The 26,437-nt window shown below is 71.2% G+C and carries 26 protein-coding genes and 1 tRNA gene; 15 read left to right on the top strand and 12 right to left on the bottom strand.

The genetic code is table 11. From position 1 onward, the window contains the following. The first annotated feature begins 12 nt into the window (after positions 1 to 12). The 3 genes from DAERI_RS01920 to DAERI_RS01910 are packed head-to-tail and all read left to right on the top strand — an operon-like array spanning position 13 to position 2,711. Positions 13 to 1,077, top strand: a complete 1,065-nt coding sequence (locus tag DAERI_RS01920; RefSeq protein ID WP_103127771.1) for a methyltransferase domain-containing protein — start codon at positions 13 to 15, stop codon at positions 1,075 to 1,077. A 6-nt stretch (positions 1,078 to 1,083) separates the two neighbouring features. Beyond that, positions 1,084 to 2,361: an arsenical efflux pump membrane protein ArsB gene (gene arsB, locus DAERI_RS01915; protein ID WP_103127770.1), complete on the top strand. Its 1,278-nt coding sequence runs from the start codon at positions 1,084 to 1,086 to the stop codon at positions 2,359 to 2,361. Between the two features lie 20 nt (positions 2,362 to 2,381). After that, a complete protein-coding gene (locus tag DAERI_RS01910; protein ID WP_201262699.1) occupies positions 2,382 to 2,711 on the top strand; it encodes a VOC family protein in 330 nt (109 codons plus the stop codon). Positions 2,712 to 2,737: 26 nt separating this feature from the next. On the opposite strand, the gene DAERI_RS01905 is transcribed toward DAERI_RS01910, so the two are convergent. Continuing rightward, positions 2,738 to 2,977 carry a VF530 family protein gene (locus DAERI_RS01905; RefSeq protein ID WP_235610177.1) on the bottom strand — a complete coding sequence of 80 codons (240 nt, stop codon included), beginning with the start codon at positions 2,975 to 2,977 and terminating at the stop codon, positions 2,738 to 2,740. A gap of 65 nt (positions 2,978 to 3,042) precedes the next feature. Here DAERI_RS01905 and DAERI_RS01900 point away from each other — a divergent pair, with 65 nt between their 5' ends. From DAERI_RS01900 to DAERI_RS23235, 3 genes are read left to right on the top strand one after another with little or no spacing between them, the layout of a single operon-like run. After that, complete coding sequence (locus DAERI_RS01900; RefSeq protein ID WP_369689439.1) at positions 3,043 to 3,414, top strand: hypothetical protein; 372 nt, start codon at positions 3,043 to 3,045, stop codon at positions 3,412 to 3,414. Positions 3,415 to 3,423: 9 nt separating this feature from the next. After that, positions 3,424 to 3,993: a metallophosphoesterase family protein gene (locus tag DAERI_RS01895; protein ID WP_369689438.1), complete on the top strand. Its 570-nt coding sequence runs from the start codon at positions 3,424 to 3,426 to the stop codon at positions 3,991 to 3,993. After that, positions 3,994 to 4,146, top strand: a complete 153-nt coding sequence (locus DAERI_RS23235; protein WP_369689437.1) for a hypothetical protein — start codon at positions 3,994 to 3,996, stop codon at positions 4,144 to 4,146. A 652-nt stretch (positions 4,147 to 4,798) separates the two neighbouring features. On the opposite strand, the gene DAERI_RS01890 is transcribed toward DAERI_RS23235, so the two are convergent. From DAERI_RS01890 to DAERI_RS01870, 5 genes are all read right to left on the bottom strand, one after another. Continuing rightward, positions 4,799 to 5,956 (bottom strand): META domain-containing protein, encoded by a 1,158-nt coding sequence (locus DAERI_RS01890; RefSeq protein WP_103127768.1) that lies wholly within the window; start codon positions 5,954 to 5,956, stop codon positions 4,799 to 4,801. A gap of 89 nt (positions 5,957 to 6,045) precedes the next feature. Then, on the bottom strand, positions 6,046 to 7,743 hold the full coding sequence (locus DAERI_RS01885) for a VanW family protein (protein WP_103127767.1): 1,698 nt from the start codon (positions 7,741 to 7,743) through the stop codon (positions 6,046 to 6,048). Between the two features lie 74 nt (positions 7,744 to 7,817). Then, positions 7,818 to 8,867, bottom strand: a complete 1,050-nt coding sequence (locus DAERI_RS01880) for a phosphohydrolase (RefSeq protein WP_103127766.1) — start codon at positions 8,865 to 8,867, stop codon at positions 7,818 to 7,820. A 28-nt stretch (positions 8,868 to 8,895) separates the two neighbouring features. Continuing rightward, positions 8,896 to 9,693: an enoyl-CoA hydratase/isomerase family protein gene (locus tag DAERI_RS01875; protein ID WP_103127765.1), complete on the bottom strand. Its 798-nt coding sequence runs from the start codon at positions 9,691 to 9,693 to the stop codon at positions 8,896 to 8,898. Positions 9,694 to 9,758: 65 nt separating this feature from the next. After that, positions 9,759 to 10,481, bottom strand: a complete 723-nt coding sequence (locus DAERI_RS01870; protein ID WP_103127764.1) for a phosphorylase family protein — start codon at positions 10,479 to 10,481, stop codon at positions 9,759 to 9,761. Positions 10,482 to 10,960: 479 nt separating this feature from the next. On the opposite strand from DAERI_RS01870, the gene DAERI_RS01865 reads away from it, so the two are divergent. The 4 genes from DAERI_RS01865 (at position 10,961) to DAERI_RS01850 (ending at position 15,999) form a co-directional block, all read left to right on the top strand. Then, positions 10,961 to 12,295: an S-layer homology domain-containing protein gene (locus tag DAERI_RS01865; protein ID WP_103127763.1), complete on the top strand. Its 1,335-nt coding sequence runs from the start codon at positions 10,961 to 10,963 to the stop codon at positions 12,293 to 12,295. A gap of 80 nt (positions 12,296 to 12,375) precedes the next feature. Further along, complete coding sequence (locus tag DAERI_RS01860; RefSeq protein ID WP_103127762.1) at positions 12,376 to 12,723, top strand: lipopolysaccharide assembly protein LapA domain-containing protein; 348 nt, start codon at positions 12,376 to 12,378, stop codon at positions 12,721 to 12,723. 77 nt (positions 12,724 to 12,800) lie between these two features. Then, positions 12,801 to 14,852 (top strand): single-stranded-DNA-specific exonuclease RecJ, encoded by a 2,052-nt coding sequence (locus DAERI_RS01855; RefSeq protein WP_235610216.1) that lies wholly within the window; start codon positions 12,801 to 12,803, stop codon positions 14,850 to 14,852. A gap of 340 nt (positions 14,853 to 15,192) precedes the next feature. Continuing rightward, positions 15,193 to 15,999 (top strand): DUF8692 domain-containing protein, encoded by an 807-nt coding sequence (locus DAERI_RS01850; protein ID WP_133161943.1) that lies wholly within the window; start codon positions 15,193 to 15,195, stop codon positions 15,997 to 15,999. Positions 16,000 to 16,076: 77 nt separating this feature from the next. On the opposite strand, the gene DAERI_RS01845 is transcribed toward DAERI_RS01850, so the two are convergent. After that, positions 16,077 to 17,102 (bottom strand): SIS domain-containing protein, encoded by a 1,026-nt coding sequence (locus DAERI_RS01845; protein ID WP_103127966.1) that lies wholly within the window; start codon positions 17,100 to 17,102, stop codon positions 16,077 to 16,079. 75 nt (positions 17,103 to 17,177) lie between these two features. Between DAERI_RS01845 and DAERI_RS01840 the strand changes: the two genes are divergently transcribed. Beyond that, entirely contained in the window at positions 17,178 to 18,095 is a 918-nt protein-coding gene (locus tag DAERI_RS01840; RefSeq protein WP_235610175.1) for an AraC family transcriptional regulator, read from the top strand. 9 nt (positions 18,096 to 18,104) lie between these two features. Further along, the gene (locus DAERI_RS01835; protein ID WP_103127759.1) at positions 18,105 to 19,343 is read left to right on the top strand and encodes an MFS transporter; all 1,239 of its coding nucleotides are present in this window, start codon (positions 18,105 to 18,107) and stop codon (positions 19,341 to 19,343) included. 192 nt (positions 19,344 to 19,535) lie between these two features. On the opposite strand, the gene DAERI_RS01830 is transcribed toward DAERI_RS01835, so the two are convergent. Next, a tRNA-Arg gene (locus DAERI_RS01830) sits at positions 19,536 to 19,612 on the bottom strand. Positions 19,613 to 19,652: 40 nt separating this feature from the next. Here DAERI_RS01830 and DAERI_RS01825 point away from each other — a divergent pair. The 3 genes from DAERI_RS01825 (at position 19,653) to DAERI_RS01815 (ending at position 23,576) form a co-directional block, all read left to right on the top strand. Further along, a complete protein-coding gene (locus DAERI_RS01825; protein WP_235610174.1) occupies positions 19,653 to 21,653 on the top strand; it encodes a peptidylprolyl isomerase in 2,001 nt (666 codons plus the stop codon). A gap of 143 nt (positions 21,654 to 21,796) precedes the next feature. Beyond that, on the top strand, positions 21,797 to 22,789 hold the full coding sequence (trpS, locus tag DAERI_RS01820) for a tryptophan--tRNA ligase (protein ID WP_103127757.1): 993 nt from the start codon (positions 21,797 to 21,799) through the stop codon (positions 22,787 to 22,789). Positions 22,790 to 22,823: 34 nt separating this feature from the next. Further along, positions 22,824 to 23,576: a segregation and condensation protein A gene (locus DAERI_RS01815; RefSeq protein ID WP_103127756.1), complete on the top strand. Its 753-nt coding sequence runs from the start codon at positions 22,824 to 22,826 to the stop codon at positions 23,574 to 23,576. A gap of 210 nt (positions 23,577 to 23,786) precedes the next feature. On the opposite strand, the gene argC is transcribed toward DAERI_RS01815, so the two are convergent. From argC to argF, 4 genes are read right to left on the bottom strand one after another with little or no spacing between them, the layout of a single operon-like run. Beyond that, positions 23,787 to 24,752, bottom strand: a complete 966-nt coding sequence (gene argC, locus DAERI_RS01810) for an N-acetyl-gamma-glutamyl-phosphate reductase (protein WP_103127755.1) — start codon at positions 24,750 to 24,752, stop codon at positions 23,787 to 23,789. Between the two features lie 11 nt (positions 24,753 to 24,763). Beyond that, positions 24,764 to 25,081, bottom strand: a complete 318-nt coding sequence (locus tag DAERI_RS21880) for a hypothetical protein (protein ID WP_133161942.1) — start codon at positions 25,079 to 25,081, stop codon at positions 24,764 to 24,766. Continuing rightward, on the bottom strand, positions 25,078 to 25,317 hold the full coding sequence (locus DAERI_RS23230; protein WP_103127754.1) for an AbrB/MazE/SpoVT family DNA-binding domain-containing protein: 240 nt from the start codon (positions 25,315 to 25,317) through the stop codon (positions 25,078 to 25,080). The genes DAERI_RS21880 and DAERI_RS23230 overlap by 4 nt, the downstream gene beginning before the upstream one ends. A gap of 24 nt (positions 25,318 to 25,341) precedes the next feature. Further along, positions 25,342 to 26,397 (bottom strand): ornithine carbamoyltransferase, encoded by a 1,056-nt coding sequence (argF, locus tag DAERI_RS01800; protein ID WP_103127753.1) that lies wholly within the window; start codon positions 26,395 to 26,397, stop codon positions 25,342 to 25,344. Positions 26,398 to 26,437 lie beyond the last annotated feature (40 nt).

Below are 26,437 nucleotides of genomic sequence, written 5' to 3'. Positions count from 1 at the left end.
TACTGCCCTGCTATGCCCCGCCCCAGAACCGCGCCCTCCACCCGCCCCAGAAAGCCCCAGGGCGACCACCGCGCCCGCCAGCCCGCCCACGAGTACGTGCTGGAGGCGCTGCCCGGCCTGGAGGCGGTCGCCGAGGGGGAACTGCGGACGGTGCCGCTGGCGCGCGACATCCGGGGCCTGCGCTTCTGGTATCCCGGCGAGCCCGAGCGCCTGACCCGGCTGCGGGGGGCGGTCGCCGCCTACCGGGTGCGCGCCTGGGACGTGCCCCGCCCGCGCGGCCTGCTGGGCCACCAGCAACTGGGAGAACTCACGGCGTTTCTGGAAGAGGTGGGGCGCTTCGGGGGTCACCGCTCCTTCCGGCTGGCGGCGGCGGGCCGCGAGTCGAGCGTGATGACGCGGATTGCCGAGGAACTCCAGACCGCGCTGAACCTGCCCCACGACCCCGAGGAGGGCGAACTCCTCATCCGGCTGCGCCCGCAGGAGGACGGCCCCGGCTGGGAGGTCCTCGCGCGCCTCACGCCCCGGCCCCTCTCGGCGCGCCCGTGGCGGGTGTGCAACATGGGCGGCGGCCTGAACGCCACGGTCGCCTACGCCCTGCACAAGCTCGCCGGTCAGCGCGACGAGGACCGCATCTTCAACCCCATGAGCGGCAGCGGCACCCTGCTCGTCGAGCGGGCGCTGCTCGGCCCCTACGACGCGATGGTGGGGGTGGACACGAACGCGGAGGCCGTCGAGTGCGCCCGTTCCAACCTGCGGGCGGCGGGGCGCGAGGTGGAAGTTGCCCAGGTGGACGCGCTTCAGACCGGCCTGCCCCCCCGCTCCTTCGACCTGATCGTCTCCGACCTGCCGTGGGGGGACGCGGTGGGCACGCACGGCGGCAACGCCGTCCTCTACCCCGCCTTCCTGGCCGAGATGCACCGCCTGTGCAGCCGCCAGGGCCGCCTCGTCGTCCTCACGCACGAGATCAAGCTGTTCGAGCGCATTCTGCGCGAGCAGGACCGCTGGAACGCCCGCGAACTCTTCCAGGTGTACAGCGGGGGGCACCATCCCAAGGCGTACCTGCTGGGCAAGCGGTAGGAGCGCGTGTTCGCCGTCCTCATCGTCCTGCTCACCGTGGCGCTGGTGATCTGGCGGCCCCTGGGGCTGGGTCCGGCGCGGGCGGCAACTCTCGGGGCGGTCCTCGCGCTGCTCACGGGCGTGGTCCACCCCTCCGAGCTGCCCGCCCTGTGGGGGGCGACCTGGAACGCGACGCTGACGCTCGTGGGCCTGATCACCCTGAGCCTGCTGCTCGACGCGGCGGGCTTTTTCCGCTGGGCAGCGCTCCACGTCGCCCGCTGGGGGGGCGGGAGCGGGCGGCGGCTCCTGGTCCTGCTGGTGGTCTTCAGCGCCGGGGTGGCTGCCGTCTTCGCCAACGATGGCGGCGTGCTCATCCTCACGCCCATCGTGCTGGAACTCGCGGGACTGCTCTCGCTCCCGCGGGCGGCGACGCTCGCCTTCGCGCTCGCCGTGGGCTTCGTCGTGGACGCGGCCAGCCTGCCACTCACGATCAGCAACCTCACCAACATCATCGCGGCGGACGCCTTCCGGCTGGGCTTCGGCGAGTACGCGCGGGTGATGGTGCCGGTGAACCTGGCGGTGGTGCTCGCGTGCCTGGCCGTGCTCCTCGCCGTCTACGGGCGCACGCTGCCCCGGCGGTACGACCCGGCGGCCCTGCCGGACCCGGGGAGTGCCGTGCGCTCCCGGGGCGTGTTCCGGGCGGGGTGGGCCGTGACACCGCTGCTGCTGGCGGGGGCCTTTTTTGCCGAGCGGCTGCATGTACCGCTGTCGGCGGTGGTCGGCGTGGCGGCGGGGGCGGTGTGGCTCGTCGCGGCGCGCAGCGGGAACGTCCGCAGCCGCGAGGTGCTGCGCTCGGCTCCGTGGAACGTAGTGCTGTTCAGTCTCGCCATGTACACGGTCGTCTCCGGTCTGCGGGATGCGGGGATTACAGGGGCCTACGGGGCCTGGATGGCGGCGAGGGCGGAGGGGGGACCGCTCCCCGGCGTGCTGGCCTCGGGGCTGAGCGTGGCGGGCCTCAGCGCGGGGCTGAACAACCTCCCCGCCCTGCTGACCGCCCTCCTGGGCCTGCGGGAGAGCGGCGTGACGGGGGCCGCGCGGGACGCCCTGCTGTACGGCGCGGTCGTGGGGGCGGACATCGGGCCGAAGCTCACGCCCATCGGCAGCCTCGCCACGCTGCTGTGGCTGCATGTGCTGCGGGGGCGCGGCCTGCACGTGACCTGGGGCGAGTACCTGCGCGCCGGGCTGATCCTCACACCGCCCGTGCTGCTCGCGGGCCTGCTGGCCCTGTGGCTCGTGCTGGGGTGATGGCCCCGGTACAGTGATCCATGCGCGTCCTCCGCGCCGTGCCCAACGTCCCGAGCAAGGACCTTTCCCGGAGCCGCCGCTTCTGCGGGGGCACGCTCGGCTACCGCGGGGTGATGGACCTCGGCTGGACCTTGACCTTCGCCTCGCCCACCGACCCGGCCACCCAGATCATCTCCCGCGACCCCTCCGGCCTCCACCCGAACGTCAGCATAGAGGTGGACGACGTGGACGCCGCCCACGCCGAGATGCGGCGGCAGAACTTCGAGGTGGTCTATCCCCCCGGGACGAGGCCTGGGACGTTCGGCGCTTCTTCGTGCGCGACCCGGACGGCACGCTGGTCAACGTCCTGACGCACCTTCCCCGGCCCTGACGGCCCTCAGGTCTCCCGCTCGTCCCGCACGAGGGTCACGTACAGCGCCTCCACCTTCGCCCGCGCCCAGGGTGTCTTGCGCAGAAACTTGAGGCTGGATGGCACGCTGGGCTCATGCTGGAAGCAGCGGACGGGCACGCGGCGCGCCAGCCCCTCCCAGCCGTAGCGGTCCGCCAGCCGCACCACGATCTGTTCCAGGGTGACGCCGTGCAGGGGATCGGGATGTCGGGAGGCGGGGTCAGGCACCCGGCCATGATGCCGCATTCCCGCCGCGCCGATCTGACGGTGCGCCCATCCACACCTGTGCGAACATGCCGGGCGTGAACCCGCTCCTCCTGCGCTCGCTCGTCGTCACCGGTCTCCTGATCGCCGCCCTGAACGTGGTCTTCGCCGGGGTGGAGTACGGCTTTGGGCGTCTGCCCCTGTGGTTCTGGCTGACGCAGCTCCTCCTGATCCCCGCCATGCTGGTGCCCGCCCGCATGTTCCCCGAGGCCGCCGCCACCCGCGCCTACCCCCGCCGCGCCGGGCTGTACGCGCTGGGCTGGCTGGCCCCCTACGCCGTCTACAAGTTCACCGGCGACGCGCTGCGGCCCGACTTCAACGCGAACGCCTCCCTCCTCGCGGTGGTGGTCACCTGCCTGCTCTTCGGCCTGATCTTCGCCGCCCTGCGCCGCCCGCAGTAAGGAGAAAGGATGAGACTCGCCGTTTTCGGGGACGTTCACGGTAACCGTTTCGCGCTGGAGGCTGTACTGGAGGACATCCGCCAGTCTGCGCCCGACGCGGTGCTCAACCTGGGGGACAGCGTGTGGGGGGCCGCCGACCCAGCGGGGGCGTGGGCGCTCCAGGCTGAACACGCCCCCGTCACCGTGCGCGGCAACACCGACGAGCGGGTGGCGGGGATGCGGCCGGGCAAGGAGAGGATGCGTTCCTGGCTGCTGGCCCAGCTTCCGGCGAGCGTGCCCGGAACACTGGCCGTGCTCCCCACCTTCGTGGACACGGCGGACGGGGAGGTGCGCGCCGCCCACGGCAGCCCCCGCAGCCCCTGGGAGGACCTGCTCCTGACCGAGGAGGGGGAACACACCCGCCCCGCGCACTTCAAGGAGCTGCGGGAGAGGCTGGGGAACTTCACCTTCGATTCAGGGGGCCGCGTCTGCATCGTCGGGCACACCCACCACGAGATGCTGGCCGTGGTGGACGGCGTGACGGTCGTGAACGCCGGGCCGGTCAGCCGCCAGAAGGACGGCCTGCCCCTCGCCCGCTGAGTGCTCCTGACCCGCCGCAACGGGAACTGGGCCGCCGAGTTCCGCCGCACCGCGTATGACGTGGAGGCCGCCGCCACGTGGGCGCGGTCCCATGCTCCGCGCGAGATAGCTGAGTTGGAGGCCGACTGGTTGACGAAGGGGCGCGAGTCCTGAGCCGCCGCAAGGGCCCTCTGCACATCCTGCTTCACTGCATTCGTCACAGGCTGCGGAGCCCAACTGCGGAGGCCGTCTTCTGGGAACGGCCGGAACAGTGGACCGCCGCGAGGGGTACGGCGCGTGATGAGGGCAGGCGCGCGCTTGCCATCCCGCTCTGCACGCAACGCCACGAGTCCCAGCCTCCCCAGCCAATGTTTGTTGCGAGGTGAGCAGTGGGGTGATGACAGTTTCGCGGTCAGCCATGAGGGCGAGCTACGCTCGCCACCCCCCACCCAGCCTCCCCCGCAAGTGGAGAGGAGTACCAACGCCATAGCTTCAGCTCGGTAAAACCGTCTACGGTGGACGGCCCATCCCCACCCCTCGGCTCGCGCTCGCACCGCCTTCACCACGTCGGCTCGCGCAGCGAGACGGTGGGCACGCGGATCAGGATGCAGCAAGATCAGACCTTCCGGGGAGAAGAGGTCGGCCACGGGCGCAATGGGCGGGCCCTTTGCCGAGCGCAGCGGAAAACTCCCCCTGCCCCCTCTGGGGGTAGGGGGCTGGGGGGTGGGGGCAAACCGCAGCAGGATGCCCTGCCCCTCCAACCTCCTCCAGCAAAGCGCCCAGCCCCCGTCCTCACCCCACCCGCACTTCCCCACCACCGCCCGACTTACGGCCTACCTGTAGCAACGCCCCGGCTAAACACCAGCGTCGTCCCCCCCGCCGTGAGGGTCAGGCCCGCAGGCGTGACGGTCAGGGCAGGCCGCGCCCTAAGCACCGCCAGAACGTCCACCTCGCCCGCCGAATCGGGGCAGGCCATCCGCGTGCCAACGAGTGGACCGGTCAGAACCACGCGCCCACCCTCCAACCGGTATGCCCCCCCGAAGCTGTTGCACCCGTCGCTCCCGCCGATCCGCCCGCCCTCCAACGTCAGCGTGATGGGCCGGAAGGTACGCGGCGCAGCCTGACCGTCCACGGCGGCGAGCGTGTAGCTGCCGTCGGCGACGGAGGGCTGGGCCTGCGCCGCCCCGACCCCGCCTTCCCTCAGCCCCGCGCCGCCCGTCACCCCGCCGCGCCGGAACACCAGGGTCCGCCCCTCACCGTTCGTCAGGGTGAGGGTCACGGCCTGGACGGAGGCGGTGAGCGGCGTCCCCAGGAAGGCGAGGAACGCGGCCTCCCGGGCATTCACCTCCGGCGCGCAGGCCATCCAGGTGGAGGCGAGCGGCCCCAGGGTCAGGGTCTCCCCCTCCAGCCGGAAGGGGCCGGTCAGCCGGTTACAGCCGCCCGTGCCGCTCACCCGGCCGTCCGCGAAGGTGAGGCTGGGCACCCCGCCCGGAACCACCCGCAGGGCCGTGCCGCCGATTAGGGTCCAGGTGCCGTCCAGATTCATGCCCACCTCCGGGCGGTTGGAGGTCGCCGCATTCCCCGCCGTGAACACCAGCCGGTCACGGCTCCCCGCGAAGAGGGTGAGGGTGTTCCCGCCGAGCTGGAAACGGGTGACCCGGCCCATCAGGTTGAGAAAGCGCGCCTCCAGCCCGTCTACCCGGTCGGGGCAGGCGCGGCGGGTGGTGGCGAGCGGCCCGAAGCGCAGGACCTCGCCGCGCGCCACGTAGCTCGCCCGGTACGTGTTGCAGCCTGTACTCCCCGAGGCCGCCTTGCCGTCCAGCAGCAGGGTGGGGCGCGGGGCCGCTGAACCGGGCGAGACCGATTTTCCCGCCTCCGTGAGCCCGGTCAGGGTCCAGGTCGTGCCGGTGAGGGTGGCTTGGGCACCTGCCCCCCCGGCGAGGGCGAGGGCGGTCAGCACGGCCAGGGGGGCAAGGCGTCGCATACGCCTCTGTTGTACGGGCCAGGCCTGACGGGGAGGTGAGCGGGGCTGACCGCCGACTCACCGGGCCCCTTCCAGCCCGCACCCCCGGCTCAGCCGCGCGGGCCGACCTCGTACACGGCGCGCCAGGGCTTGTAGGTCGTGCTGACCTTGTCGGTGCGGACGCCGCCCGCGTCCCTGACCGTGCGGGTGATGTAGAGGTCGTAGCCGTCCTGCGCCCAGTCCACCTGCCGCACGGCCCCGGCGGGGAGGCCCGGGTTCACCACGTACTCGGCGGGCGGGTGCGGCGTGCGCGAGAGGATCACGGCGGGGCTCACGGTGACCTGGCGCTCCGGCTTCACGCCCCAGACCTCGACCTTCAGGGTGCTGCGGGCGTCGTTGTTGACCGTCTTGATGAGGATGGGCGCCCCGGTGTCGTTCTTCATCCGCAGGTCGAGGCCGGGGTCGTACACGGCGGCCTCGAAGCCCACCTGCGGCTCGTAGTAGCTCACCCGGTAGGAGTGCTGGTTGCGCTCGACGACCGGGAGCCCCGCCTGGTACAGCGCCCGGAAGGTGGTCGTGGACACCTGGCACACACCGCCGCCCAGGCCGTCCACCGTGCGCCCCCCGCTGATGATGAGCCCGCCGACGAAGCCGTTGTCCTCGCTGATGCCGCCCAGCGCCTGAAGGAAACTGAAGGTCCCGCCCGCGGGCACGACCACCCCGCTGATCTTGGCGGCGGCGTTCGCCACGTTCGTGCGCCGCTCGGGGCTGCTGTGGTAGTAGGTGCTCGTGCCCGTGGCGATGAGTTCCAGCTTGTTGGGGTCGGGAAGCGCCGCGACCGTCAGGGTGGGCTGGCTGACCTTGGCCGGGAACACCACCGTGTCCGCCGCGGGGTCGAACACCGCCTTCCTGAACGCCGCGAAGGCCGCCGCCCGGTCGGTCACGCGCCCGGTCTGCTCCTTCACCCGCACGAACTTGCCCCCCTGGAGGGCGTAGCGGGCATTGCGCGCGGGCTGGTCCACGGCGGCGGTCAACTTCTGGAAGGTGGTCTGGAGGGTCTTCTCGTCGGGCACGATGCCCCCGGGGCGCACCCAGTACAGGTCGGCGACCTGGAGGGGCGTGAGGGTCCCGGCGCGCCCACTGCCCCCCAGCTTCACCGTCAGGGGGCGCATCAGGCGGTTGCCCTGCTGGACCTGGGCCCGCAGCGACTCGGCCGTGCGCGCGGGTCGCCACTCGGTCACGGGCACGGCGAGGGTGGTCAGGGCGGGGTTCGCGGCGAACGCATTCGCGGCGGCGGCGGCGTTGGGACGGCGGCCGGGGGAGTCGGGCCGCACGGCGTAGGCCTTGAGGGTCTTGTCGAAGATGACCGCCGCATCACGCGGCTCGGCCCGCACATCCCGGGTCAGGGTCTTCAGGGCGGTCAACGCCGTGTCCACGTCCACCCGCTCGACCAGGGGGAGGTCCTGCTCCTGGGCCCAGCCGAGCAGGCCCTCGGCCCGCTGGAGCAGGGTGCGCCCGGCGGTGGCCCGCACGGCGGCGTCCACGCTCGCCTCCGGGTCGGCCCGCCAGCCCAGCGTGTCGGCGGGGGCGGTCCACGCCTGCCCGCCCGCCGTGACCGTCACCTGCCGGGGGGCGGGGACATGGCCCCTCACGGCGGCCAATGCCTCCTCGCGCGTCAAGCCGCCCACATCTACCCCCGCCACCCGCAGGCCGGGGGCGAGGCGCCCGTTGTCCTGGGAGGCGACCCCCACCGCAAGAGCGCCGCCCAGAAGCACGGCGGCCGACAGACCTATTCCCCAGACCTTCATCCCCCCGAGTCTAGAGAACGCGGGGGGCCGGTGGGTGAAGTTGGGGCACAGTCCAGCTAGGGGACTACGGGGAGCTACCGCTGCTCGGTTCCCAGGCCCAGGTTCTCCACGACGGCCTCGGCGATCCGCTGCCGACTGTCCTGCACCTTCGCCACGACGCGCTCGCCGTCCTCCAGGTCCATCACGAAGTGGTCGCCGTCCAGCCGGACGCGCGACAGGATCTGCTCGTCGCCCTCGGGCCGCGTCGTCGCGCGCAGCTCCACGTAGCGGCTCATGGGCGTGCGGATCACCTTGGGGGCGAGCACCTCCTCGACCTGGAAGATGCCGCCGGAGTTGTTCATCGTGACCGAGATCAGCACCGGTTTGCCCCGCCCACGCTCGATCACGACCTGATCCACCGCAAGCGCGCTGATGGAGTGGATGTCCACGCTGCCCAGCGCGAAGGCCTTGCGCCCCCGCCCCTTGGTGATGTCGGTGCCGTCCGCGACCGCCGTGATGCCGCCCTCCAGCGTCAGCGGCGGCGGGTTGAGGTCGTGGGAGTCGATGGCCCCCAGGATGAAGGCCCGCACCTTGGTCCGCTTGAAGGGGTCGGGGTAGATCGGCCCCATGATCCGGTCGAGGATGGGCAGGGCCAGCGTGACCCCGTGCCCCTCGTGCCCGACCCGGTGAATCTGGTTGCCGATGTCGTGGAGCATGGTGCCCAGGATGACCGCCAGAAACACGTCGTCGGCGTCGCCCACCCCGCTCTCCATGAGGTCGGGGCGAACTCCGGCCTCCAGCAGCAGCTCGGTGATCGCCATGCTCGCCGCGCCGGTGATGAAGGCGTGGACCCGGCCGTGGTCGTTGTACCCCAGCTTGCGCATGGTGATGTAGTTCGCCATGTCCCAGTGCGCCAGCGCCTCGGGATCACCCCGCAGCGCCTCGTAGGCGGCCCGCGCCCGGGGATAGTCGGCGAGGTCCATGTGGATCGCCCGGTGCGCCTCCTCGATCAGCTTGGCGCGCGGCGTGGTGAACTCCACCACCCGGCGGGGGTCGGGCGCGGCCTCCGCCTCCGGGTGGCGGCTCTCCACGTCCTGCACGTTGCCGTCGGCGACACTCAGGGTGAACTTGGGTTCCTCGGCCATGCCCGTCCCCTCCCCCCCGTTTCCCGGCTCACTCACCCTGGAACTCCGCGCGGCGCTTGGCGAGGAAGGCGGAGGTCCCCTCGCGGAAGTCCTTCGTCGCCACCGTCAGCCCGAAGAGGTCCGCCTCGACCTCCAGCCCGGCCTCCAGCGTGGTGTCCAGGCCCCGGCGCACCGCCTCCTTCACGAGCGAGAGGGCGATGGGGGCGTTCCTCATCATCCCCTCGGCCACCTCGCGCGCCTTTTGCAGCGGGTCGTCGGCGACGTAGTTCACCAGGCCCATGCCCAGGGCCTCCTCGGCGGGCACCTGGCGGGCCGTGAGCATCAGGTCGAGCGCCCGGCCCGCCCCGATCAGCCGCGCGAGGCGCTGGGTGCCCCCGAAGCCGGGGATCAGGCCCAGCGTGACCTCCGGCAACCCGAGTTTGGCCCGCGGCGAGGCCACCCGCACGTCGCAGGCGAGCGCGAGTTCCAGGCCGCCGCCGAGCGCGAAACCGTTGATGGCGGCGATGACGGGAATGGGCAGGCTGGAGACCGAGTGCATCACGTCCTGCCCGGCGAGGGCGAGTTCACGCCCCGCGTACACGTCCCCGAGCTGCGCCAGCTCGCTGATGTCCGCCCCCGCCACAAAGGCCCGGTCCCCGCCCCCGGTGATGATGAGCGCCCCGACCTCGGGGTTCTCGATCACGGCCTCCAGCGCCTGCGAGATCTCGTTGAGGGTGTCGGCGTTCAGGGCGTTGAGCGCCCCCGGGCGGTTCACCGTGAGCACCGCCAGCGGCCCGTGCTGGTCGAGCTGGAGGTTGCGGAATTCGATCTCGTCGAGCATCGTCATGGGCCAATCCTGACACGCGGCGGGCGGGGCAAGAGGGAGGCGGGACGCAGTAGGGCGGCCGGGGCTCAGCTTCCTTCCCCGGCGAGCGTCACGATGGCCTCCAGCGCCACCCGGACCATCCGGTCCACGCCGCCCGCCAGCACCTCGTCGGGGACGAGCTGGGGATCACCGATGTCGTTGCTGCACGTGGTCAGGCAGCCTGCCCGGATGCCGTGATACGCCGCGACGAGAAAGATGGCGCTCGCCTCCATCTCGAAGCCCAGCACCCCGCGCGAGGCCCACAGGCGGGCGTGTTCGGGCGTGCTCGCGTAGAAGGCGTCCTCGGTCATGACGAGGCCGACATGGTGGGGGACGTTCGCCGTCCGGGCCGCCCCCACCGCCGCCGCCACCACCTCGAAGCTTGCGGCGGGGGCATAGGGGGCGCCGCCCAGCAGTTGCCGGGTGGTGCCGTCCCCCGGCACGGCGGCGGTGGCGATCACGAGATCGGCGGGCTGCACCTCCGGCGTGGCGCCCCCCAGCGTGCCGACGCGGATCAGCGTCCGCGCCCCCAGCCGGGCGAGTTCCTCGGCCACGATGGCCGCACTCGGGCAGCCCATCCCGGTCGTCTGCACGCTGACGCGCACCCCCCGGTACGTGCCCGTGAAGCCCAGCAATTGCCGGTGCTCGGTGTAGAGGGTGGCGCCCTCCAGGTACGTCTGGGCGATGTGCCGCGCCCGGTTGGGGTCGCCGGGCAGCAGGACATATTCGGCAACGTCTCCCGGCTGCGCGCGGACGTGAATCTGACTCATGGGGGCGAGTATAGAGGGGTCCCGTTTGCGCCGCCGGGCGGGCGTTCCAGGTGCGACCCTTCACCTCGGACGACCGGATCAAGAAACCTTAAAGCCGGTTGCCGAACTGCGGGAAGCCCCGTCCACCGTTTCCACACGCGCTTTCTCGTGTGGTTCTTCACACGGGCGCCGCTCGCCACGGTCGCGCTTCTGAGGCGCCGTGAGGGATTCCTCATGAAGTGGAAGGCTGAATCACCGAACAGGCTTCTCATCGTCGGCGGAAAATGGGCCTGCTCAGGGGCAGAATTTCCGCTCAGAATCCGGGGAACTTTTCTCATTTTTCTCCTATTTTTAGGCAGAGGGTGCCGGGTTGGGGGAAAATCGATTGGTCCTGCGAACGTTCTCGTGTTACGTTTCACAGGCCACTCACTCGGGCTGCCTACGGTATGCCCATGCACCGGGGACGGCCCGCCGTCCGCGTGCGAGACAAAGGAGAACCTATGCACAAGTCCCTGATGATCGCCTCCACCCTGGCCCTGAGCCTCGGCGTCGCCAGCGCCCAGACCTCCACCGACACCACGACTCAGACCACCCAGACCCCGGCGACCACCCCCGCGCAGACCACGCCCGCGACCACGGCCCCGGCCACGACGAGCGCGGCGACCACCCAGGTCCCGACCTTCAGCGACGTGCCCGCCGGGCACTGGGCCAAGGACGCGGTGGATCTCATCACCCAGCGCGGGCTGATTCAGGGCTTCCCGGACGGCACCTTCCGCGGCAACCAGAACCTGACCCGCTACGAGGCCGCCCTGATCTTCTACCGCCTGCTCCAGGCGGGCACCCTGAGCAGCGGGAACCTCAGCCAGAGCGACCTGGCGACGATCACGCGCGGCATGCAGGAGGTCAGCACCGAGCTGGCCGCCATCAGCACCCGCGTGACCGACCTGGAGCGCTTGAGCGCCGAGCAGCAGGCCCGCATCACCGCCCTGGAGACCCGTATCGCCGCCCTGGGCACCGGGACGGGCACGGCGGCGGGCACCGACACGGCGGCCCTGACCGCCCGCATCGACGCGCTGGAGGCTGCCGTGCGGAACATCCCCGCCGGTCCCGCGGGTCCGGCAGGCCCCGCCGCCGACACCACCGCGCTGGAGGCCCGCATCGCCGCCCTGGAGCAGCGCGTGAGCACCGGCACGACCGGAACCACGGGCACGACGACCGGGACGACCACGGGCACCACCACCGACACCACGACGACCGGCACGGTGACCACGACCCCCGCGCCCACCACCGTCGTGATCGGCGACACCACGCCCGCCCCCGAGGGCGCCACGCGCGGCAACCTGTTCGCCGGTGTGAGCGTCGCCGCGAGCAGCGGCACCTGCTTCATCCCCAACGCGGGCGGCCGCCAGGTGAACTTCTGCACCAGCTTCGGCGGCATGGTCGGCAGTACCCAGATCATCGGGCCATTCGGCGCCCGCGTCTCGGTCGACTACAAGCCCGCCGCCAACGCGCTCTCGGCCGACGTGGCCGCCACCTACAACTTCAACACCGGCAGCAACATCCAGCCCTACGCTGGGGTGGGCCTGGGTCTGACGAGCAGCACGGCCCGCCCCACCACCGCCAACCCCAATCCCACCACCAACACCACCGACACCTTCGTGAAGGGCGTGGTGGGCGCCGACTTCCAGATCACCAACTCGCTCGCCGCCTTCGCCGAGGTGGACGGCAAGTACTACCTCAGCAACAAGGGCACGGGCGCCCTCCAGAACAGCACCACGACGACCGACCGCGGCTTTGTGCCCGCGATCAAGGCCGGTCTGAAGTTCTACTTCTGAGCCCGTTGCGACTCCAGAAGGCCCCCCAGCGGGGCCTTTTTTCTTTGGCAGGGGCTGCCGGGGAGCGCTAGACTGCCCCCATGCGACTCGTGGGGTTCATTCAGGTGCTGCTGCTGCTCGTGCTGGGCGCGTACCTGCTGCTGGTCGCGCTGGAGAACCCGGCCCTGGTGCGGCTGCCGCTGCCGCTGGGGCGGGGCGAGCTGCTGCTCCCGGTGGGCACGGCGGTCGCGCTGTTTGCCGCGTTGGGCGCCCTGTACGCGGCGCTGCTGCTGCTGCCCCCGCTGTGGCAGGCCCGCTGGCGCCGCCGCCGCGACGCCCGCGAGCGCGCGGCCCTCGAAGGCCGCCTCACCGCCACCCTCCAGGCCCGCCTGGGCAGCGTGGCCCCGGCGCCCGAACCCGCCGCTCCCCCGGCCCGGGTGAACGCGTGAGGCGGCCCCCGTCCCCCCGGCCCGAGGCGCGCTGGCTCCTCGCCCCGCCCGCCAGCCGGGAGGCGTTGCTGGAGAGCATGCGGACCTGGCGCGTCTCGCCGCCACTCGCCCAGGTGCTGCACGGGCGCGGCCTGACCCCGGCCCTCCTCGACCCGCCGCTGGTCCTCACGCCCAACCCGGCGCTGCGGGAGGCGGCGCGGCGGATCGTGGGGGCGATCCGGGCCGGGCGGCGCATCCGCATCCACGGCGACTACGACGCGGACGGGGTGAGCGCCACGGCCATCCTGATCCTGGGCCTGCGTGAGGCCGGGGCAGAGGTCCACGGCTTCATCCCCCACCGCCTGAACGAGGGCTACGGCATCCACCCTGACCGGGTGGAGGAACACGCCGCCGCCTGCGACCTCCTCGTGACGGTGGACTGCGGGGTGACCAACCTGGAGGAGGTGCGCTCGCTCCTCGCCCGGGGCACGGAAGTCATCGTAACTGACCACCACGCGCCCGGCCCGGACTACCCGGAGGGCCTGGTCGTTCACCCCCACCGGACGGCGGGCTACGACCCCGACCTGCACAACCTGACCGGCGCGGGCGTCGCCTACCACCTGCTGTGGGCCGTGCGTCAGGAACTCGGCCTGCCCGAGCCGCGCGAGCTGGCCGCCCTGGCGACGCTGGGGACCATCGCCGATGTCGCGCCCCTGATTGGGGAGAACCGGGCGCTCGTGCGGGCGGGGCTGGCGGCGCTGGCGGAGTCCCCCCTCCCCGGCCTCCAGGCGCTGCTGAGCGCCCGGCGGGTGGAGCGGCCCTCCGCACGGGACGTGGCCTTCCTGCTCGCCCCGCTGGTCAATGCGGCCGGGCGCCTGGGCGAGGCCGAGGTGGCGCTGCGGCTGCTCACGACGGACAGCCTGCACGAGGCGCGGACCCTGGCGACCTACCTGGAGTCGCGCAACCAGGACCGCCGGGTGCTGCAAGACCGCATGTTCGAGGAGGCGCTGGGGCTGGCCGATCCCGCCGACCCGGCCATCGTGGTCACCAAGGCGGACTGGCACGCGGGCGTGATGGGCATCGTGGCGAGCAAGCTGGTGGAGACCTTTCACAAGCCGGTGTACATCGTCGCGCAGGGCAAGGGGTCGGTGCGCTCCACCCCCGGCATCAGCGCGGTGGAGGGGCTGCGCTACAGCCACGACCTCCTCAAGCGGTACGGCGGGCACCCCGGGGCGGCGGGCTTCGCGGTCGAGGAGGACCGGTTCCCCGCCCTGCGCGAGCGGCTGCACGACTATGTCCGGCAGTTCCCCCGCCCGGTGCCCGTGTGGCGGCTGGACGCGCCGCTCCCGACCCTGGGGGCGACCCCCGACCTCGTGACCCAGGCGGCGGAGTTCGAGCCCTTCGGGACGGGCCACGCGCCGCCGCTGTGGCACGTGCGCGAGCCGCTGACCGGCACGCGGCTCGTCGGGAAGCGCGGCGACAGCCTGCAATTCCAGGTCGGGGGGCTGCGCGGCATCAAGCACGGGGAGCGGGACGCGGCGCCCGGCGACCGCGACCTCGCCGCGCACCTCGTGACTTCCGAGTGGCAGGGGCGCACCCGGCTGGAGCTGCACGGGCAGGCCCTGCGTGCCCCCGCCCGGTTGGGGCTGGACAGCCCGCTCGTGGACGCCCCGCCCCTGCCCCGCCTCGACCCCCGGGAGGCGATGAGCCACCTGCGCGCCGGGGCGAGCGCCTACGCCGACGGTCCCGTCGCCGCGTACCTGGGCGACCAGGTGCCCGGGCTCACGCTGGTCTCCCCCGGCGCCCCCCATCCCGGCGGCGAACTCATCCTGTATGCCCTTCCCCCCGAGGAAGACCTGGCGCGCTGGCTGGGGCAGGGCCGGGTCGCCTTCGCCCTGGGACCGAAGACCCTCGCGGAGCTGGAGGGCAGCCTCTCGCGCCATCACCTCAGCGCGCCGCCCCCCAACCCGCTGCAAGGGGGCCGCGAGGCCGGGCTGGAGGAGGCCGCCGACGCCTACCGCCGCTGGCAGTGGGCCCACCTGTACCGCGTCCTCGACGACGAGGGCTGGAACGCGGCGGTGCGCCACCTGCTGGGGCTGGAGGGGCAGCTTCCCGTGCGGCTGCCGGAACTCCTGGCCGCGGACGACTGAGGGAAAAGCCCCTCTGGGGGTAACCACCGCACCCCCCGCGACTGTCCATGACTGCCCCGGGAAGCGGCGGGGCCGCCGGTGCCGGACGACGAGGGCACCGCTGTCTCACCCTTCGTGACCGAAATCTCATTTACTTTTTATTAACGCCTCCTCTGTCAGGGTTTCGTCAGGCCTCCCCGCAACAATCCGCGTTCTCCCCCCAACCTTGCCGGTGCCTGTCCGGGAGTCCGGGGCAAGCCAGGTCTTGCCGCGACTCGAACACTTCGCGCCAAAACAACTCCGCCCCGCCCGGGGTCCGGCCCCAGGCAGGAGTTGACCTATTCACAGAGGGGGGCACAGCATGTCCGCACCGGGTCAAGCCGAACTGGGAAGTGTGGGTCCAGCCACGAGAAGCGCCGCGCATCCGTCCCCGGCAGGGGTTCAGCCGTTCACCCTGTCCCCCCGCGGGATCGTCCGGCTGCTGGCCGGGATCTCGGCGGTCCTGGTCGTCATCAACGTGCTGACGCGGCTGGCGACGCTGCACTTTTCGGACTTCACCGGGCGGGACTGGCTGACGATCATGTTCGGCCTGGGGGGCGAGGCCAACATCCCGGCCACGTTCTCGGGCGGCCTGCTGCTGCTCAGCGGCCTCCTGCTCGGCGCCATCGCCCTGGCGAGGCGGCGGTTCGGAGGACCGTTCTGGCCCCACTGGGCCGTGCTGTCCGCCACCTTTCTCTTCCTCTCCCTCGACGAACTCGCCAGCATCCACGACAACATCAGCCTTCCCCTGAGTCGGCTGCACCACTCGAGCGGCGCCCTGCTGTACCTCTGGGTGGTTCCCTACGGAGTGGCGGCGCTGGCCCTGCTCCTGGGGTCCATCCGGTTCCTGCTCCACCTGCCCGCCCCGACCCGGCGCCTCTTCATCCTGGCGGGCGCCGTGTACGTCGGGGGAGCCCTGGGGATGGAACTCCTGGAGGCCGCCTCCAACTCGCGCCACATCGCCGCGGGGTTCATCCCGGTGTGGGGCGTCATCGTCGAGGAGACGATGGAGATGTGCGGCACGGTGATCTTTATCTCCGCGCTGCTCTCGTACCTCCAGAGGGTCCTGCCGGGGTTTGCCCTCCAGCTCAGCGTGGGGCCGGAGACCCGGGAGGCGGGCCGGCGGTAAGCGCCGGAGTGCTGTTCGGGCGGCGGGGTGGGCGCGGGAGACTCGCCCCGCTCTTCCCCTGAATTGGGGTTCCCAGCTCAATCCTCCTCGCTGTTCCCCTCGTCCTCGTCCAGGTCCTCGTCGTAGTCCTCGTCCTCATCCGCTTCGTCCCCCCGCCAGTCGCGGACGAGGTTGGTGCGGCGCACGTCCTCGCCGCCCTGGGGGGCCAGGAGGGTCGCGGGGTCGCCCTCGCCCGCCAGGACGGCCTGCGCGCGGGCGAGCATGGGCGGATCGGCGGCGTCCACCCCGTACCGCTCGGCGAGGTAGGCCGCCACCCAGGCCCCGAAGTACCACAGGGCGAGCTGGGCCGCGTACCCGCCGACCTGGTCGGGGCTGACGCCCTCGGGGTAGGGGACGTGCAGCACCTCGTCCACCCGCGACTCCAGCACCTCGCGGGCGACGCCCAGGGCCGGGTCGGGGTCACCCAGCAGGAGCGCCACCTTGGCGTCGCCCTTCTCGTGCTGCGCCTCGAAGGCCCCGGTCGCCAGGATCAGCGGATCGCCCAGGAGGGGCACGGCGAGCGTCTTGCCCACCCGCGCGAGGAGCGACTGCCAGGCGTGCGGGAGGGCGTCGGCCTCGGGTGCGGCGAGCAGCAGGGGCGTGCGGCCCCACAGGGTCCAGGCCAGGTCGCGGGCGGGGTTGCCCTCCTCCACATGCGGGGCGCAGCGGTCACGCAGGTTGGCGAGCAGGAGTTCGGCGTCCGCCGCCTGGTCGGCGTGCCCGGTCGCGTGCGCGAGGTACTGGGCGGCGTGGTAGGTCGTCACCACCCCGCCCGGCACGAGCACGTCCACGTCGCCTACGCTGCCCCCGGTGCTCACTCGGCGCACCGCCGCACCCGACACCTCGGCGAGATCGGCGTAGTCGCGGGCGGCGTCCCCCGCGTCGGCGCTCGACACGACGAACTGGGTGCCGCCCCGCGTCCGGGTGAAGGGCACGAGCGTGGCGGCGAGGTGGGCGGCCAGCGCCCCTTCCCCCACGCCGATCAATCCGTAAGGGCCGGGTTCGGGCCGGGTGGGTCCGGCATAGCTGCCGGGCAGACGTTCCAGGAGGGGGAGAAGGTCCATGGCCCCGGTGTACCACATCTGTTTCGCCCGCCCTCCCCGCCATTTCACGGATGCCGGCCGGAAGTCCCCTGTGGCATGCTGCCCCCCATGCCCTACCGGGAGTTCCTGCCCGACCCCCGCCTGCGGGGCTGCGTGCGGCTGTACTGGCAGGTCGAGGAACACCACGGGCCGGGCGAGGAGGAACACCGTTTCCTGCCAGAGCGCTCGGTGCGCCTGACCTTCTACGCGGGCGACTCCTGGCACGGCTCCCCGGTCACGGGCGAGCTGGAGCCCATGCCCGCCGCGTCCCTCTTCGGCATGAGCCTGGAGCCGCTGCGGGTCGTCTCGCGCGGCCTGACCCGCGCGCTGGGGGTGGACCTCTACCCCTGGGGCGCGCGGCAACTGTTCGGCTGGTCCATCGGGACCGCGTCGCTGGACCTGCTGCCCGGGTACGGCGGGGTGGCCCGCGAGGTCTGCGCGCTCGTCACCCTGAGTGACTGGGAGGGGGCGCGGCAGTGCCTGGAAGCCTGGCTGCTGGGCCTGCTCGCCGGTCGGGGCCGTGAGGCGGGGGCGGGGGTGCAGGCCGCCGCGCGGCTCTACGGCTCGCTGGGCACCGCGCGGATCGGGACGCTGGCCGGGGAACTGGACCTCAGCCCCCGGCAACTGGAGCGCGCCTTCCGGGAGGAGGTGGGCGTGCCCGCCAAGACGCTCGCCCGCCTGATCCGCTTCGAGGAGGTCCACAACCGCCTGTGGCTCTGGCCCGACACACCGCTCGCTCCCCTCGCCTACGAGCTAGGGTTCTCGGACCAGGCGCACCTCACCCGCGAGTTCCGGGTGCTGTCGCACATGACGCCGGGTGCGTTCGTCCGGTTCAGCCGCCTGCGCGCCGCGGAACATCCGGCGGACCTCGAATCGAGGCTGGGCAGCCTGTCCACCTTGGCCCTGAGTGAGACCCTGACCCCGGAGCAGGCCCGTGTCGCGTTTGTTCAAGACCCGTCCTCCGCCCTTCCCTAGCCTGGGGACATGAACGAGACCCTTTCCCCTTCCGCTTCCCCGCGCCCGCCGCTGCTGTTCATGCTCGTCACGGCCTTCCTGTTCGCCGTGGGGATCGGGCTGGTCTTCCCGGTCCTGCCGTACATCGTGGCGGTGCAGGTGCCGGACGTGTCCCGGCAGGCGGCCGTGATCGGCCTGCTGGGCGCGGCCTACGCGCTGTGTTCCTTTTTCGCCTCGCCCGTGCTGGGGGCGCTCAGTGACGCCTACGGGCGGCGGCCCGTGCTCATGCTCAGCCTGCTGGGCTCGGGGATCGGCTACCTGATCTTCGGGATCGGGGGCAGCCTGCCCATGCTGTTTCTGGGCCGCATCATCGACGGGCTGTGCGCCGGGGGCCTGAGCGCCATCTTCGGGTACGTGGCCGACACCACCCCCGAGGAGGAGCGCGGCAAGGTCTTCGGGCAGATCGGCGCGACGGTCGGGGCGGGCTTCATCATCGGCCCGGCCCTTGGCGGCCTCACCTCGCACCTCGGGCTGGGCGCGCCCATGTTCCTGGCGGCGGGGGTGGCCCTGCTCAACCTGCTGTGGGGCGCGTTCGTCCTGCCCGAGAGCCTGAGGCCCGAGCGGCGCCAGCGGCACTTCGACGCCGCGCACCTCAACCCGCTGCGGCAGCTCTCGGGCGCGCTCGCGTACCCGGCGGTGCGGCGGCTGGTGTCGGTGAGCGTGCTGTTCCTGCTGCCCTTCTCGCTCATGCAGATTGCCCTGGCGCTGCTGACCCGCGACACGCTGGGCTGGGGTCCCGCGCAGACCAGCACCGCCTTCATCATCGTGGGTTGCTGCGACATCGTGGCGCAGGGCTTGCTGCTGCCGCACCTGCTGCGGCGGCTGGGCGAGCGCGGGGTGGCGCTGCTCGGGCTGGGCATGGGGGCGGTGGGCATGACCGGCCTGGCCCTGCTGCCCGTCCTCCCCCACGCGGCCCTGCTGTACCTCAGCGTGGCGACCTTCGCCATGGGCGAGGGCATCTTCAACGCCTCGCTGGGGGCGCTCGTCTCCATCGCCGCGCCGCAGGACGCGCAGGGCCGGGTGCAGGGCGGGGCCCAGGCGTTCAGCGCCCTGGCAAATGTGGTCGGCCCCCTGAGTGGCGGCCAGCTCTACTCGCGCCTGGGCGCCACGCCCACTTTCGGGGCGGGGTCGGTCCTCGTCCTCGCGGCCCTCGCCCTCCTCGTGGGGCAGCGGCCCGGGGGGCAACAGGCGCGGGAGGTTGCGGGCTGAGCCTCAGCGGGATCACATGAGAGGAAGCCGGAAAAGAGCGCCCAGAACGCCTTTTCCGGCTTCATGTGGTCTTGAGGCAGCGTGCTAGAATCGCCCGCGTGCGTCTTCGGAACCCCGGCCCCACGGCCTCTTCCCCCGGGAAGGGACCCCAAAGCAAAACACCACCCGGGCGGGTGGCGTCTTGACCTGCTGTGGCGCGCTCGACAGGACTCGAACCTGTGGCCTTTGGCTCCGGAGGCCAACGCTCTATCCACCTGAGCTACGAGCGCAGGGCTCAGGGAATGTAGCACGCACCCGGGAGGAGATCAAGTGAGAAGAAAAAAGGTCGTGAACGTCCTGCTGGGCGTTCTCGCACTGCTGCTGGTGGTCGGCATGGCCTACCAGTTCACCCCCAACGTCGGCTCGCTGTTCGGAAACCGCCAGCAGGGCACACCCGCCCTGAAGGTGAACGGCCAGACCGTGACTGCCGAGGAACTCGAGACGGTGCGCCGCACCAACCCCGTGCTGGGCAGCGCCGAGTCGGGCGTGCTGGCCGACGACTTCAAGATCTACATCGTGGCCCAGAAGGTCCGGCAGGCGGTGCTGACCCAGGGCGCGAAGGACATTGACGTGAGCCGCGCGGACGTGAATGCCGAGGTGCAGAAGATCCGCGAGGCGAACAACCTCACCGACAACAAGGCCTGGACGGACGCCCTGCAAGGGGTGGGCCTGACCGACGCCGCCTTCCGCCAGCAGACCCGCGACCAGCTCGCGGTGCAGCGCAAGGTCGAGCAGATTCAGAAGACGGCCCCCGCGGCGACCGACGCCGAGGCCCGGCTGTACTACCAGCTCAACCCCCAGAGCTTCCAGTCCGACGCGCGCATCGTGGGCCGCGAGATCGTGGTGAACGACAAGGCGAAGGCGCAGCAACTCCTGGCGCAGGTCAAGGGCGGGGCAGACTTCGCCACACTCGCCCGCCAGAACAGCACCGAGTTCGGGGACCGGGGCGGCGCCCTGGGACCCATCGAGAACGGCAGCCCCCGCCCGGTGGCGCAGGTCGCCCTCCCCAGCGAGGTGGGCACCGCGGCCTTCGCGCTCAAGGACGGCGGCGTGACCGACGTGATCGGGAGCGGCGGCAAGTTCTACATCGTGAAGGTCGAGAAGTACCTGCCCCCCGCCGTGAAGCCCTTCGAGGAAGCCAAGGCCGACGCGGTGAGCGCCGTGAACGACCAGAAGAAGAACGCGGCGGTCGAGCGCTGGCTGGACGGCCTGGAAAAGAACGCCCAGATCGAGGTGCTGGACCCCAACTGGAAGACCGAGAACCCCACGGTCGCCTCGGTGGGCGGGCAGAAGATTCCGTACTCGGACGTGGTGGCGCAGGTCGTGCAAAACCAGCAGTTCGCCAGCCTGCTGGGGCAGGTCCCGGCGGACCAGGCGGCGGGGCTGGTCAACGGCATCCTCAAGCCGCAGGTCGTCGAGACGTTGCTCCAGGGCTACGCCGCGCCCCTCATCGTGCAGAAGAAGAACATCCCGCTGGCGGGCACCCGGCAGGAACTCGCCGCCGGGCTCGCCGCCTACGGGGCACGGGACGTACAGGTCACCGACGCCGACATTCAGAAGTTCTACGCCGAAAACCGCACCCAGTTCGAGACGCCCGCCAGCGCCACCGTCAGCGAGGCCAGCTTCGCGGACCGCGCCAAGGCCCTCGCCTTCCGCCAGGGCTGGAACGGGCAGGGCAGCTTCGTCACCGCCGCGACAAAGGCGGGCGGCACGGTCAGCGAGCGCGGCCAGGTCTCGCCCGGCACGGCGGAGGCCCCCGGCACCCTGGGCACCGAACTGGAAGCCGCCGTCTTCACCGCCAAGAGCCTGCGCCCGGTCGGCGAGGGTAGCCTGAGCGACGTGGTGAAGGTGGGCAACCGCTACGTCGTCGCCTACGTCACCGACCTCAAGCGCGCCGCCGTGCAGCCCCTCGCCCAGGTGCGCGACCAGATTCGCGACCAGGTCCTCGCCCAGAAGAAGCAGGAGGCCGGGCAGACCTACCTGACCTCGCAGGTGCTGGCCCTGAACCCCGTCAACAACCTCCAGAAGGTCCTCGCCGCCCAGCAGAAGCGGGTCGCGGCGGCCGAGCCCAAGACTCCGGCGGCGCAGTCCCCGGCCACGCCCGGGGCGGGCAGCACGCAGGGCAGCACGGACAAGGGTACGGGCAGCAGCTCGACCGGGTCCTCCACCAGGGGCTCCACCTCGGGTGGGAGCACCGGCTCGAACAGCGCCACCGGAAGCGGCAACGCGACCTCGGGGGGCACGACTTCCGGGGACACGGGCGACCGCTGATTCCCTTCCTCCTCTCCAGAAGCGGCCTCACGGGGTCGCTTCTTTCGTTTGGACCTGGGAAAAAGAGCCTTATCCGGTGTGAACCCACTCCGTCAGCCTGTACAGCTTCCAGCCCTTCCCCCGCCCGCTAGAATCGCCGGGTTATGCCGCGCGTGTTTTCAGGAATCCAGCCGACGGGCGATCCGCACATCGGGAATTACTTCGGGGCGATGAAGAACTACGTGAGGCTGGGCGAGGAGTACGGCAAGAACTCGATCTACTGCGTGGTGGACCTTCACGCGCCGACGAATCCGAACGCCTACGATCCCCGGCAGCTCGCCGCCCGGACCCTGGAGATGGCGGTGGCGAACATGGCCGCCGGGCTCGACCCGGAAAAGGTCATCTTCTTCGCCCAGTCGCACGTGCCCGAGCACACCGAACTCGCGTGGCTCTTCACGGTGATCACGCCGGTCGGCGAGCTGGAGCGCATGACCCAGTACAAGGACAAGGCGCAGAAACTGGAGAGCACCCCGGCGGGCCTGCTGATGTACCCGGTCCTCCAGGCCGCCGACATCCTGCTGTACAAGGCGGACACTGTGCCCGTCGGCGAGGATCAGGTGCAGCACATCGAGCTGACGCGCGAGATCGCCCGCAAGTTCAACCACCAGTTCGGCGAGATGTTCCCGGAGCCGAGGGCCGTGCTGGCGAAGGACGCGCTGAGAATCCCCGGGGTAGACGGCCAGGGCAAGATGAGCAAGAGCAAGGGGAACACCATCGGCATCCTGGAACCCCTCGACTCGATCTGGCAAAAGCTCCGGCCAGCGCCCACCGACCCCGCCCGCGTGCGCCGCACTGACCCCGGCGACCCCGACAAGTGCCTGATCGGGGACTACCACAAGCTCTTCTCCGACCTGCCCACCATCGAGACGGTGTACGAGGGCTGCCGCACCGCCGGGATCGGTTGCGTGGACTGCAAGAAGATGCTGATGGTGGGCATCACGCGCGAGCTGACGCCCATCCAGGAGCGGGCCGCTGAATTGCGGGCCGACCCCGTCCGGGTGCGCGACGTGCTCGCGCAGGGGGCGAAGGAAGCCCGCCAGATCGCCGCGCCGGTGATGGAGGAGGCGCGGGAGAAGGTGGGGTTCCTGAAGCTCTGATGGGGGCTTGGGCGGCGGGTCACGGGAGGGGCGTTTGACTGTTCTGGCAGCGCCTCCTCCCGCTCTGCCTCTGGGCTTCACCGTCCGGCTGCCCGCCTTCGAGGGCACGCTGGCGGACCTCGCCTCGGCGTTGCGGGCCGGGAGGGTGTCGCCGGGGGACGTGCCGCTCCTCGCCCTGACCCGGGAGGTGCTGGCGTGGGCCGAGGGGCTGACTGGAGAAGGGGCCTTCGACGCGCACCCGGAGGCCCTGCCCGCCCTGGCGAACGTAATCGCCCTCAAGGCCCGGCTGCTGCTGCCCCAGCCGGAGGTGGACGAGCCCGGCCCCGACGACTACGCGGACGACCCGCTGGAGGGCGTGGTGGAGGGCGTGGAGGCGCTCGCCGAACTCGGGGCGCTGGTGGACTTCCTCGCCGCCCGGCGCCGCGAGCGCGAGGGACTCATTCCCGCCCGCCCCGTCCCCGTCGACCTGCCCCGCCGGGAGCGCAAGAGCAACCCGCAGGGCAGCCTCGCCAAGTTGGTGAGGGCCGCGCGGAATGCCGTCCGGCAGGTCGAGGTGCCCCTGCTGGCCCGCGAACGCCTCACCCTCGCCGACGCCCTCCACGCGCTGCGGGCCTTCGGGACCCGGTTACGGACCTTCACCTTCCGGGGCATCCCCGCTGCGGACTGGGGCGAGCGCACGACCTACTTCGCCGCGCTCTTAGAGGGCGTGAAGGAGGGCACCTTCCGGGTGGAGCAGGAGGGCATCTATGGGGAGATTCAGGTCACGGCGCGGGGGCTGGAGGAGTGAGGGGGAAGGGGCCGTTCTCCCTCTCCCCTCGTGGGAGAGGGCCGGGGTGAGGGGGCGTGTGACCCGCTGCAGCACCCGCAAGGTGGTCTGCCCCAACTTCCCGCCACGCTGGGGGTCGTGCCCGCTCACCCCCTCCCAAACTCCCCCCTCAAGGGGGAGGGGTTTTTGTTGTCTCGGCCGCTCTTTTTCTAAATTGACCAACCAACACCCCTACGCCCCTTCCGGCACCCGGTAATCGTGCCCCTCCCCCTCCAGCCCCAGCATCACGTCGAGGTTCTGCACGGCAGCTCCGCTCGCGCCCTTGCCCAGGTTGTCGAGCCGCGAGACGAGGAGGGCGTGTTCCCCACCTGGGCTGGCGAAGACGAAGAGTTCCAGCTCGTTCGTGCCGTTGAGGGCCTGCGGATCGAGGATGGGGTCGGTGGGCTTCCCCCCCTCGAAGGGCATGACGCGCACGAAGCGTTCCCCGTCGTACCGGGCGGCGAGGGCCGCGTGCAGCTCCCCGGCCCCCACCCCCAGCGCCCCGAGGTGCAGCGGAATCTGGACGAGCATCCCCTGCCGCCAGCCGCCCACATGGGGGGTGAAGAGGGGGGCGTGATTCAGCCCGCCGTGCCGCGCTATCTCGGGCTGATGCTTGTGGGTGAGCGAGAGCGCGTAGCTCTTGAAGGGCCCCGCCATCGGGTGCTCGCCCCGGCCCTCGTTGGCGTCCACCAGGGCGCGGCCCCCGCCCGAGTAGCCGGAAAAGCCCTGCACGCTGACGGGGAAATCAGGCGGCAGCAGCCCCGCGTCCGTCAGGGGGCGCAGGAGGGCGACGGCCCCGGTCGCGTAGCAGCCCGGATTGCTGACGAAGCGGGCGGCGCGGATCTCGTCCCGGCTGCACAACGTGAGTTCGGGGAAACCGTAGGCCCACCCCTTTGCGGTGCGGTGGGCGCTGCTGGCGTCCAGCACGCGCGTCGCCGGGTTCTCGATCATCGCCACGGCCTCGCGCGCCACGTCGTCGTGGAGGCACAACACGGCCACGTCGGCGGCGTTCAGGAGTTCACGGCGGGCCTCCGGGTCCTTGCGGCGGGCAGGGTCGATGGTCAGGAGTTCGAGGTCGCCCCGGCCCTCCAGGCGGGCGCGGATTTGCAGGCCGGTGGTTCCGGCTTCGCCGTCGATGAAGATGCGGGGGTGGGTCATGATGTGAAGTCCTACGAAAGGGGATGAAGGATCTGAGCCGACCATGACGTGAAGGCCCAGTTCAAGGTTTGCCCCGCCTTGAGATGCTGCCAAAGTTCGGGGTTCATGGGGTGAATCGCAATGGTGCCGACCTCACCTCGTACCAGAGTCACAGGTTCCACTGTCTCCCACCAGGCGTAGGCTTGAATAGTTTCCCCAGCCCGTTGGAAGGAGAAAATCTCTCCATCCATCGCGCCCACATTGTCTCCAAAGGCGCGGTAGACAAAGGCTGTACTGGCGTCACTGGGAAGGTGCAGCCTGGCGATGAGTAGGGGATTGCGGTCAGTCACTCTCGCTCCGCTTCCGCCCTTCGCTCGGCGATCAATTCCTCGACCATCCCGGAAAACTCGGGACGGGCGTACTTGGATTGAATAGCGCGTGTCACCTGTCGCTGCGACTGTAGGACAACACGGCCTTCCTCCAACGTTAGGACAAGAGTGTCCCCTTCCTGCAGGGCGAGCATCTCGACGACTTCCGGCGGAAGAGTGAGTCTGTGGCCGTTCTCCAATTTGACCCGAAGCCTCATTTGTCCTGCACCTCTACACCTGTTCTACCACCGCGCCCGCATCTCGCCCATCAGGTGGTACAGCAACGCCTTTTGCGCGTGCAGGCGGTTCTCGGCCTGGTCGAAGACGCGGGACTTGGGGTGTTCGGTCGCCCCCGGCACCGTCTCCTCGCCGTAGTGGGCGGGCAGGCAGTGAAGGAAGATGCCGTGCGGGGCGATGGTTTCCAGCATGGCGGGCGTGACCTGATAACCCCGGAAGGCGCGGCGGCGGATGTCGGCCTCGGCCTCCTGGCCCATGCTGATCCACACGTCGGTGTACAGCACGTCGGCGCCCTCGACGGCGGCGAGGTCATGGGTGAGGGTGACCTGCACGCCCGCCTTTACCGCGTCCATCAGCACGCCCGCGTTGGGCTCGTACCCGACCGGGGTGACAATCGTTACGTCCGTCCCCGTCAGGATGCCCATGTGGATGTGGCTGTTGGCGAGGTTGTTGCCGTCGCCGATGTACACGACCCGGCGCCCGCGCAGGTCGGGGCCGAACTCCTGCTCGATGGTCTGGTAGTCGGCCAGGAGTTGCGCGGGGTGGAGCATGTCGGACAGGCCGTTGATGACCGGGATGGCGGCGTGGTCGGCGAGTTCGTGCAGCGTCTGCTGGAGGTAGACCCGGCCCATCACCCCGTCCACCCAGCGTTCGAGGTTGCGCGCCACGTCGCTGACGCGCTCGCGGGTGCCCAGGCCGATCTCCGTGTTGGAGAGGGCGATCGCGTGCCCGCCGAGCTGGTACATCCCCACGTCGAAGGTCGTGCGGGTGCGCAGCGACGCCTTCTCGAACACGAGCGCGAGGCTCAGGCCCGCGAGCGGCTTCACTCCCCGCCACTCGCCCCGCCGCATGGAATGGGCGGTGTCCAACACCGTCCGCAACTCGGTGGCCGTCATGTCGAGGTTGCTCAGGAAGTCCCGGCCAGCGAGGACGGGGGCCGGAAGGGTCTCAGGAGTCAGCAGCGCAGGATTATTCGTGTGGGATGGGGCCTGGACTTGCGGCTCTTCCTGTACTCCTGCCGATTTCCTGGGCTTTCTGGGGGAACGGGCCGCCTTCGTCATAGGGCATGAGTATACGCAAGGCCTGAGAAAAGATGCAGAC

Source organism: Deinococcus aerius (assembly GCF_002897375.1).
In the GTDB taxonomy this organism is placed as follows: domain Bacteria; phylum Deinococcota; class Deinococci; order Deinococcales; family Deinococcaceae; genus Deinococcus; species Deinococcus aerius.
Note: the sequence above shows the minus strand (reverse complement) of the source record. Positions and strands in the feature narration are given on the sequence as shown.

Coding starts and splice junctions, on each gene's coding strand:
- DAERI_RS01920 (WP_103127771.1), top strand. CDS start 13: ATGCCCCGCCCCAGAACCGCGCCCTCCACCCGCCCCAGAAAGCCCCAG.
- DAERI_RS01910 (WP_201262699.1), top strand. CDS start 2,382: ATGCGCGTCCTCCGCGCCGTGCCCAACGTCCCGAGCAAGGACCTTTCC.
- DAERI_RS01900 (WP_369689439.1), top strand. CDS start 3,043: ATGCCGGGCGTGAACCCGCTCCTCCTGCGCTCGCTCGTCGTCACCGGT.
- DAERI_RS01895 (WP_369689438.1), top strand. CDS start 3,424: ATGAGACTCGCCGTTTTCGGGGACGTTCACGGTAACCGTTTCGCGCTG.
- DAERI_RS01890 (WP_103127768.1), bottom strand. CDS start 5,956: ATGCGACGCCTTGCCCCCCTGGCCGTGCTGACCGCCCTCGCCCTCGCC.
- DAERI_RS01885 (WP_103127767.1), bottom strand. CDS start 7,743: ATGAAGGTCTGGGGAATAGGTCTGTCGGCCGCCGTGCTTCTGGGCGGC.
- DAERI_RS01880 (WP_103127766.1), bottom strand. CDS start 8,867: ATGGCCGAGGAACCCAAGTTCACCCTGAGTGTCGCCGACGGCAACGTG.
- DAERI_RS01875 (WP_103127765.1), bottom strand. CDS start 9,693: ATGACGATGCTCGACGAGATCGAATTCCGCAACCTCCAGCTCGACCAG.
- DAERI_RS01870 (WP_103127764.1), bottom strand. CDS start 10,481: ATGAGTCAGATTCACGTCCGCGCGCAGCCGGGAGACGTTGCCGAATAT.
- DAERI_RS01865 (WP_103127763.1), top strand. CDS start 10,961: ATGCACAAGTCCCTGATGATCGCCTCCACCCTGGCCCTGAGCCTCGGC.
- DAERI_RS01860 (WP_103127762.1), top strand. CDS start 12,376: ATGCGACTCGTGGGGTTCATTCAGGTGCTGCTGCTGCTCGTGCTGGGC.
- DAERI_RS01855 (WP_235610216.1), top strand. CDS start 12,801: ATGCGGACCTGGCGCGTCTCGCCGCCACTCGCCCAGGTGCTGCACGGG.
- DAERI_RS01850 (WP_133161943.1), top strand. CDS start 15,193: ATGTCCGCACCGGGTCAAGCCGAACTGGGAAGTGTGGGTCCAGCCACG.
- DAERI_RS01845 (WP_103127966.1), bottom strand. CDS start 17,102: ATGGACCTTCTCCCCCTCCTGGAACGTCTGCCCGGCAGCTATGCCGGA.
- DAERI_RS01840 (WP_235610175.1), top strand. CDS start 17,178: ATGCTGCCCCCCATGCCCTACCGGGAGTTCCTGCCCGACCCCCGCCTG.
- DAERI_RS01835 (WP_103127759.1), top strand. CDS start 18,105: ATGAACGAGACCCTTTCCCCTTCCGCTTCCCCGCGCCCGCCGCTGCTG.
- trpS (WP_103127757.1), top strand. CDS start 21,797: ATGCCGCGCGTGTTTTCAGGAATCCAGCCGACGGGCGATCCGCACATC.
- argC (WP_103127755.1), bottom strand. CDS start 24,752: ATGACCCACCCCCGCATCTTCATCGACGGCGAAGCCGGAACCACCGGC.
- DAERI_RS23230 (WP_103127754.1), bottom strand. CDS start 25,317: ATGAGGCTTCGGGTCAAATTGGAGAACGGCCACAGACTCACTCTTCCG.
- argF (WP_103127753.1), bottom strand. CDS start 26,397: ATGACGAAGGCGGCCCGTTCCCCCAGAAAGCCCAGGAAATCGGCAGGA.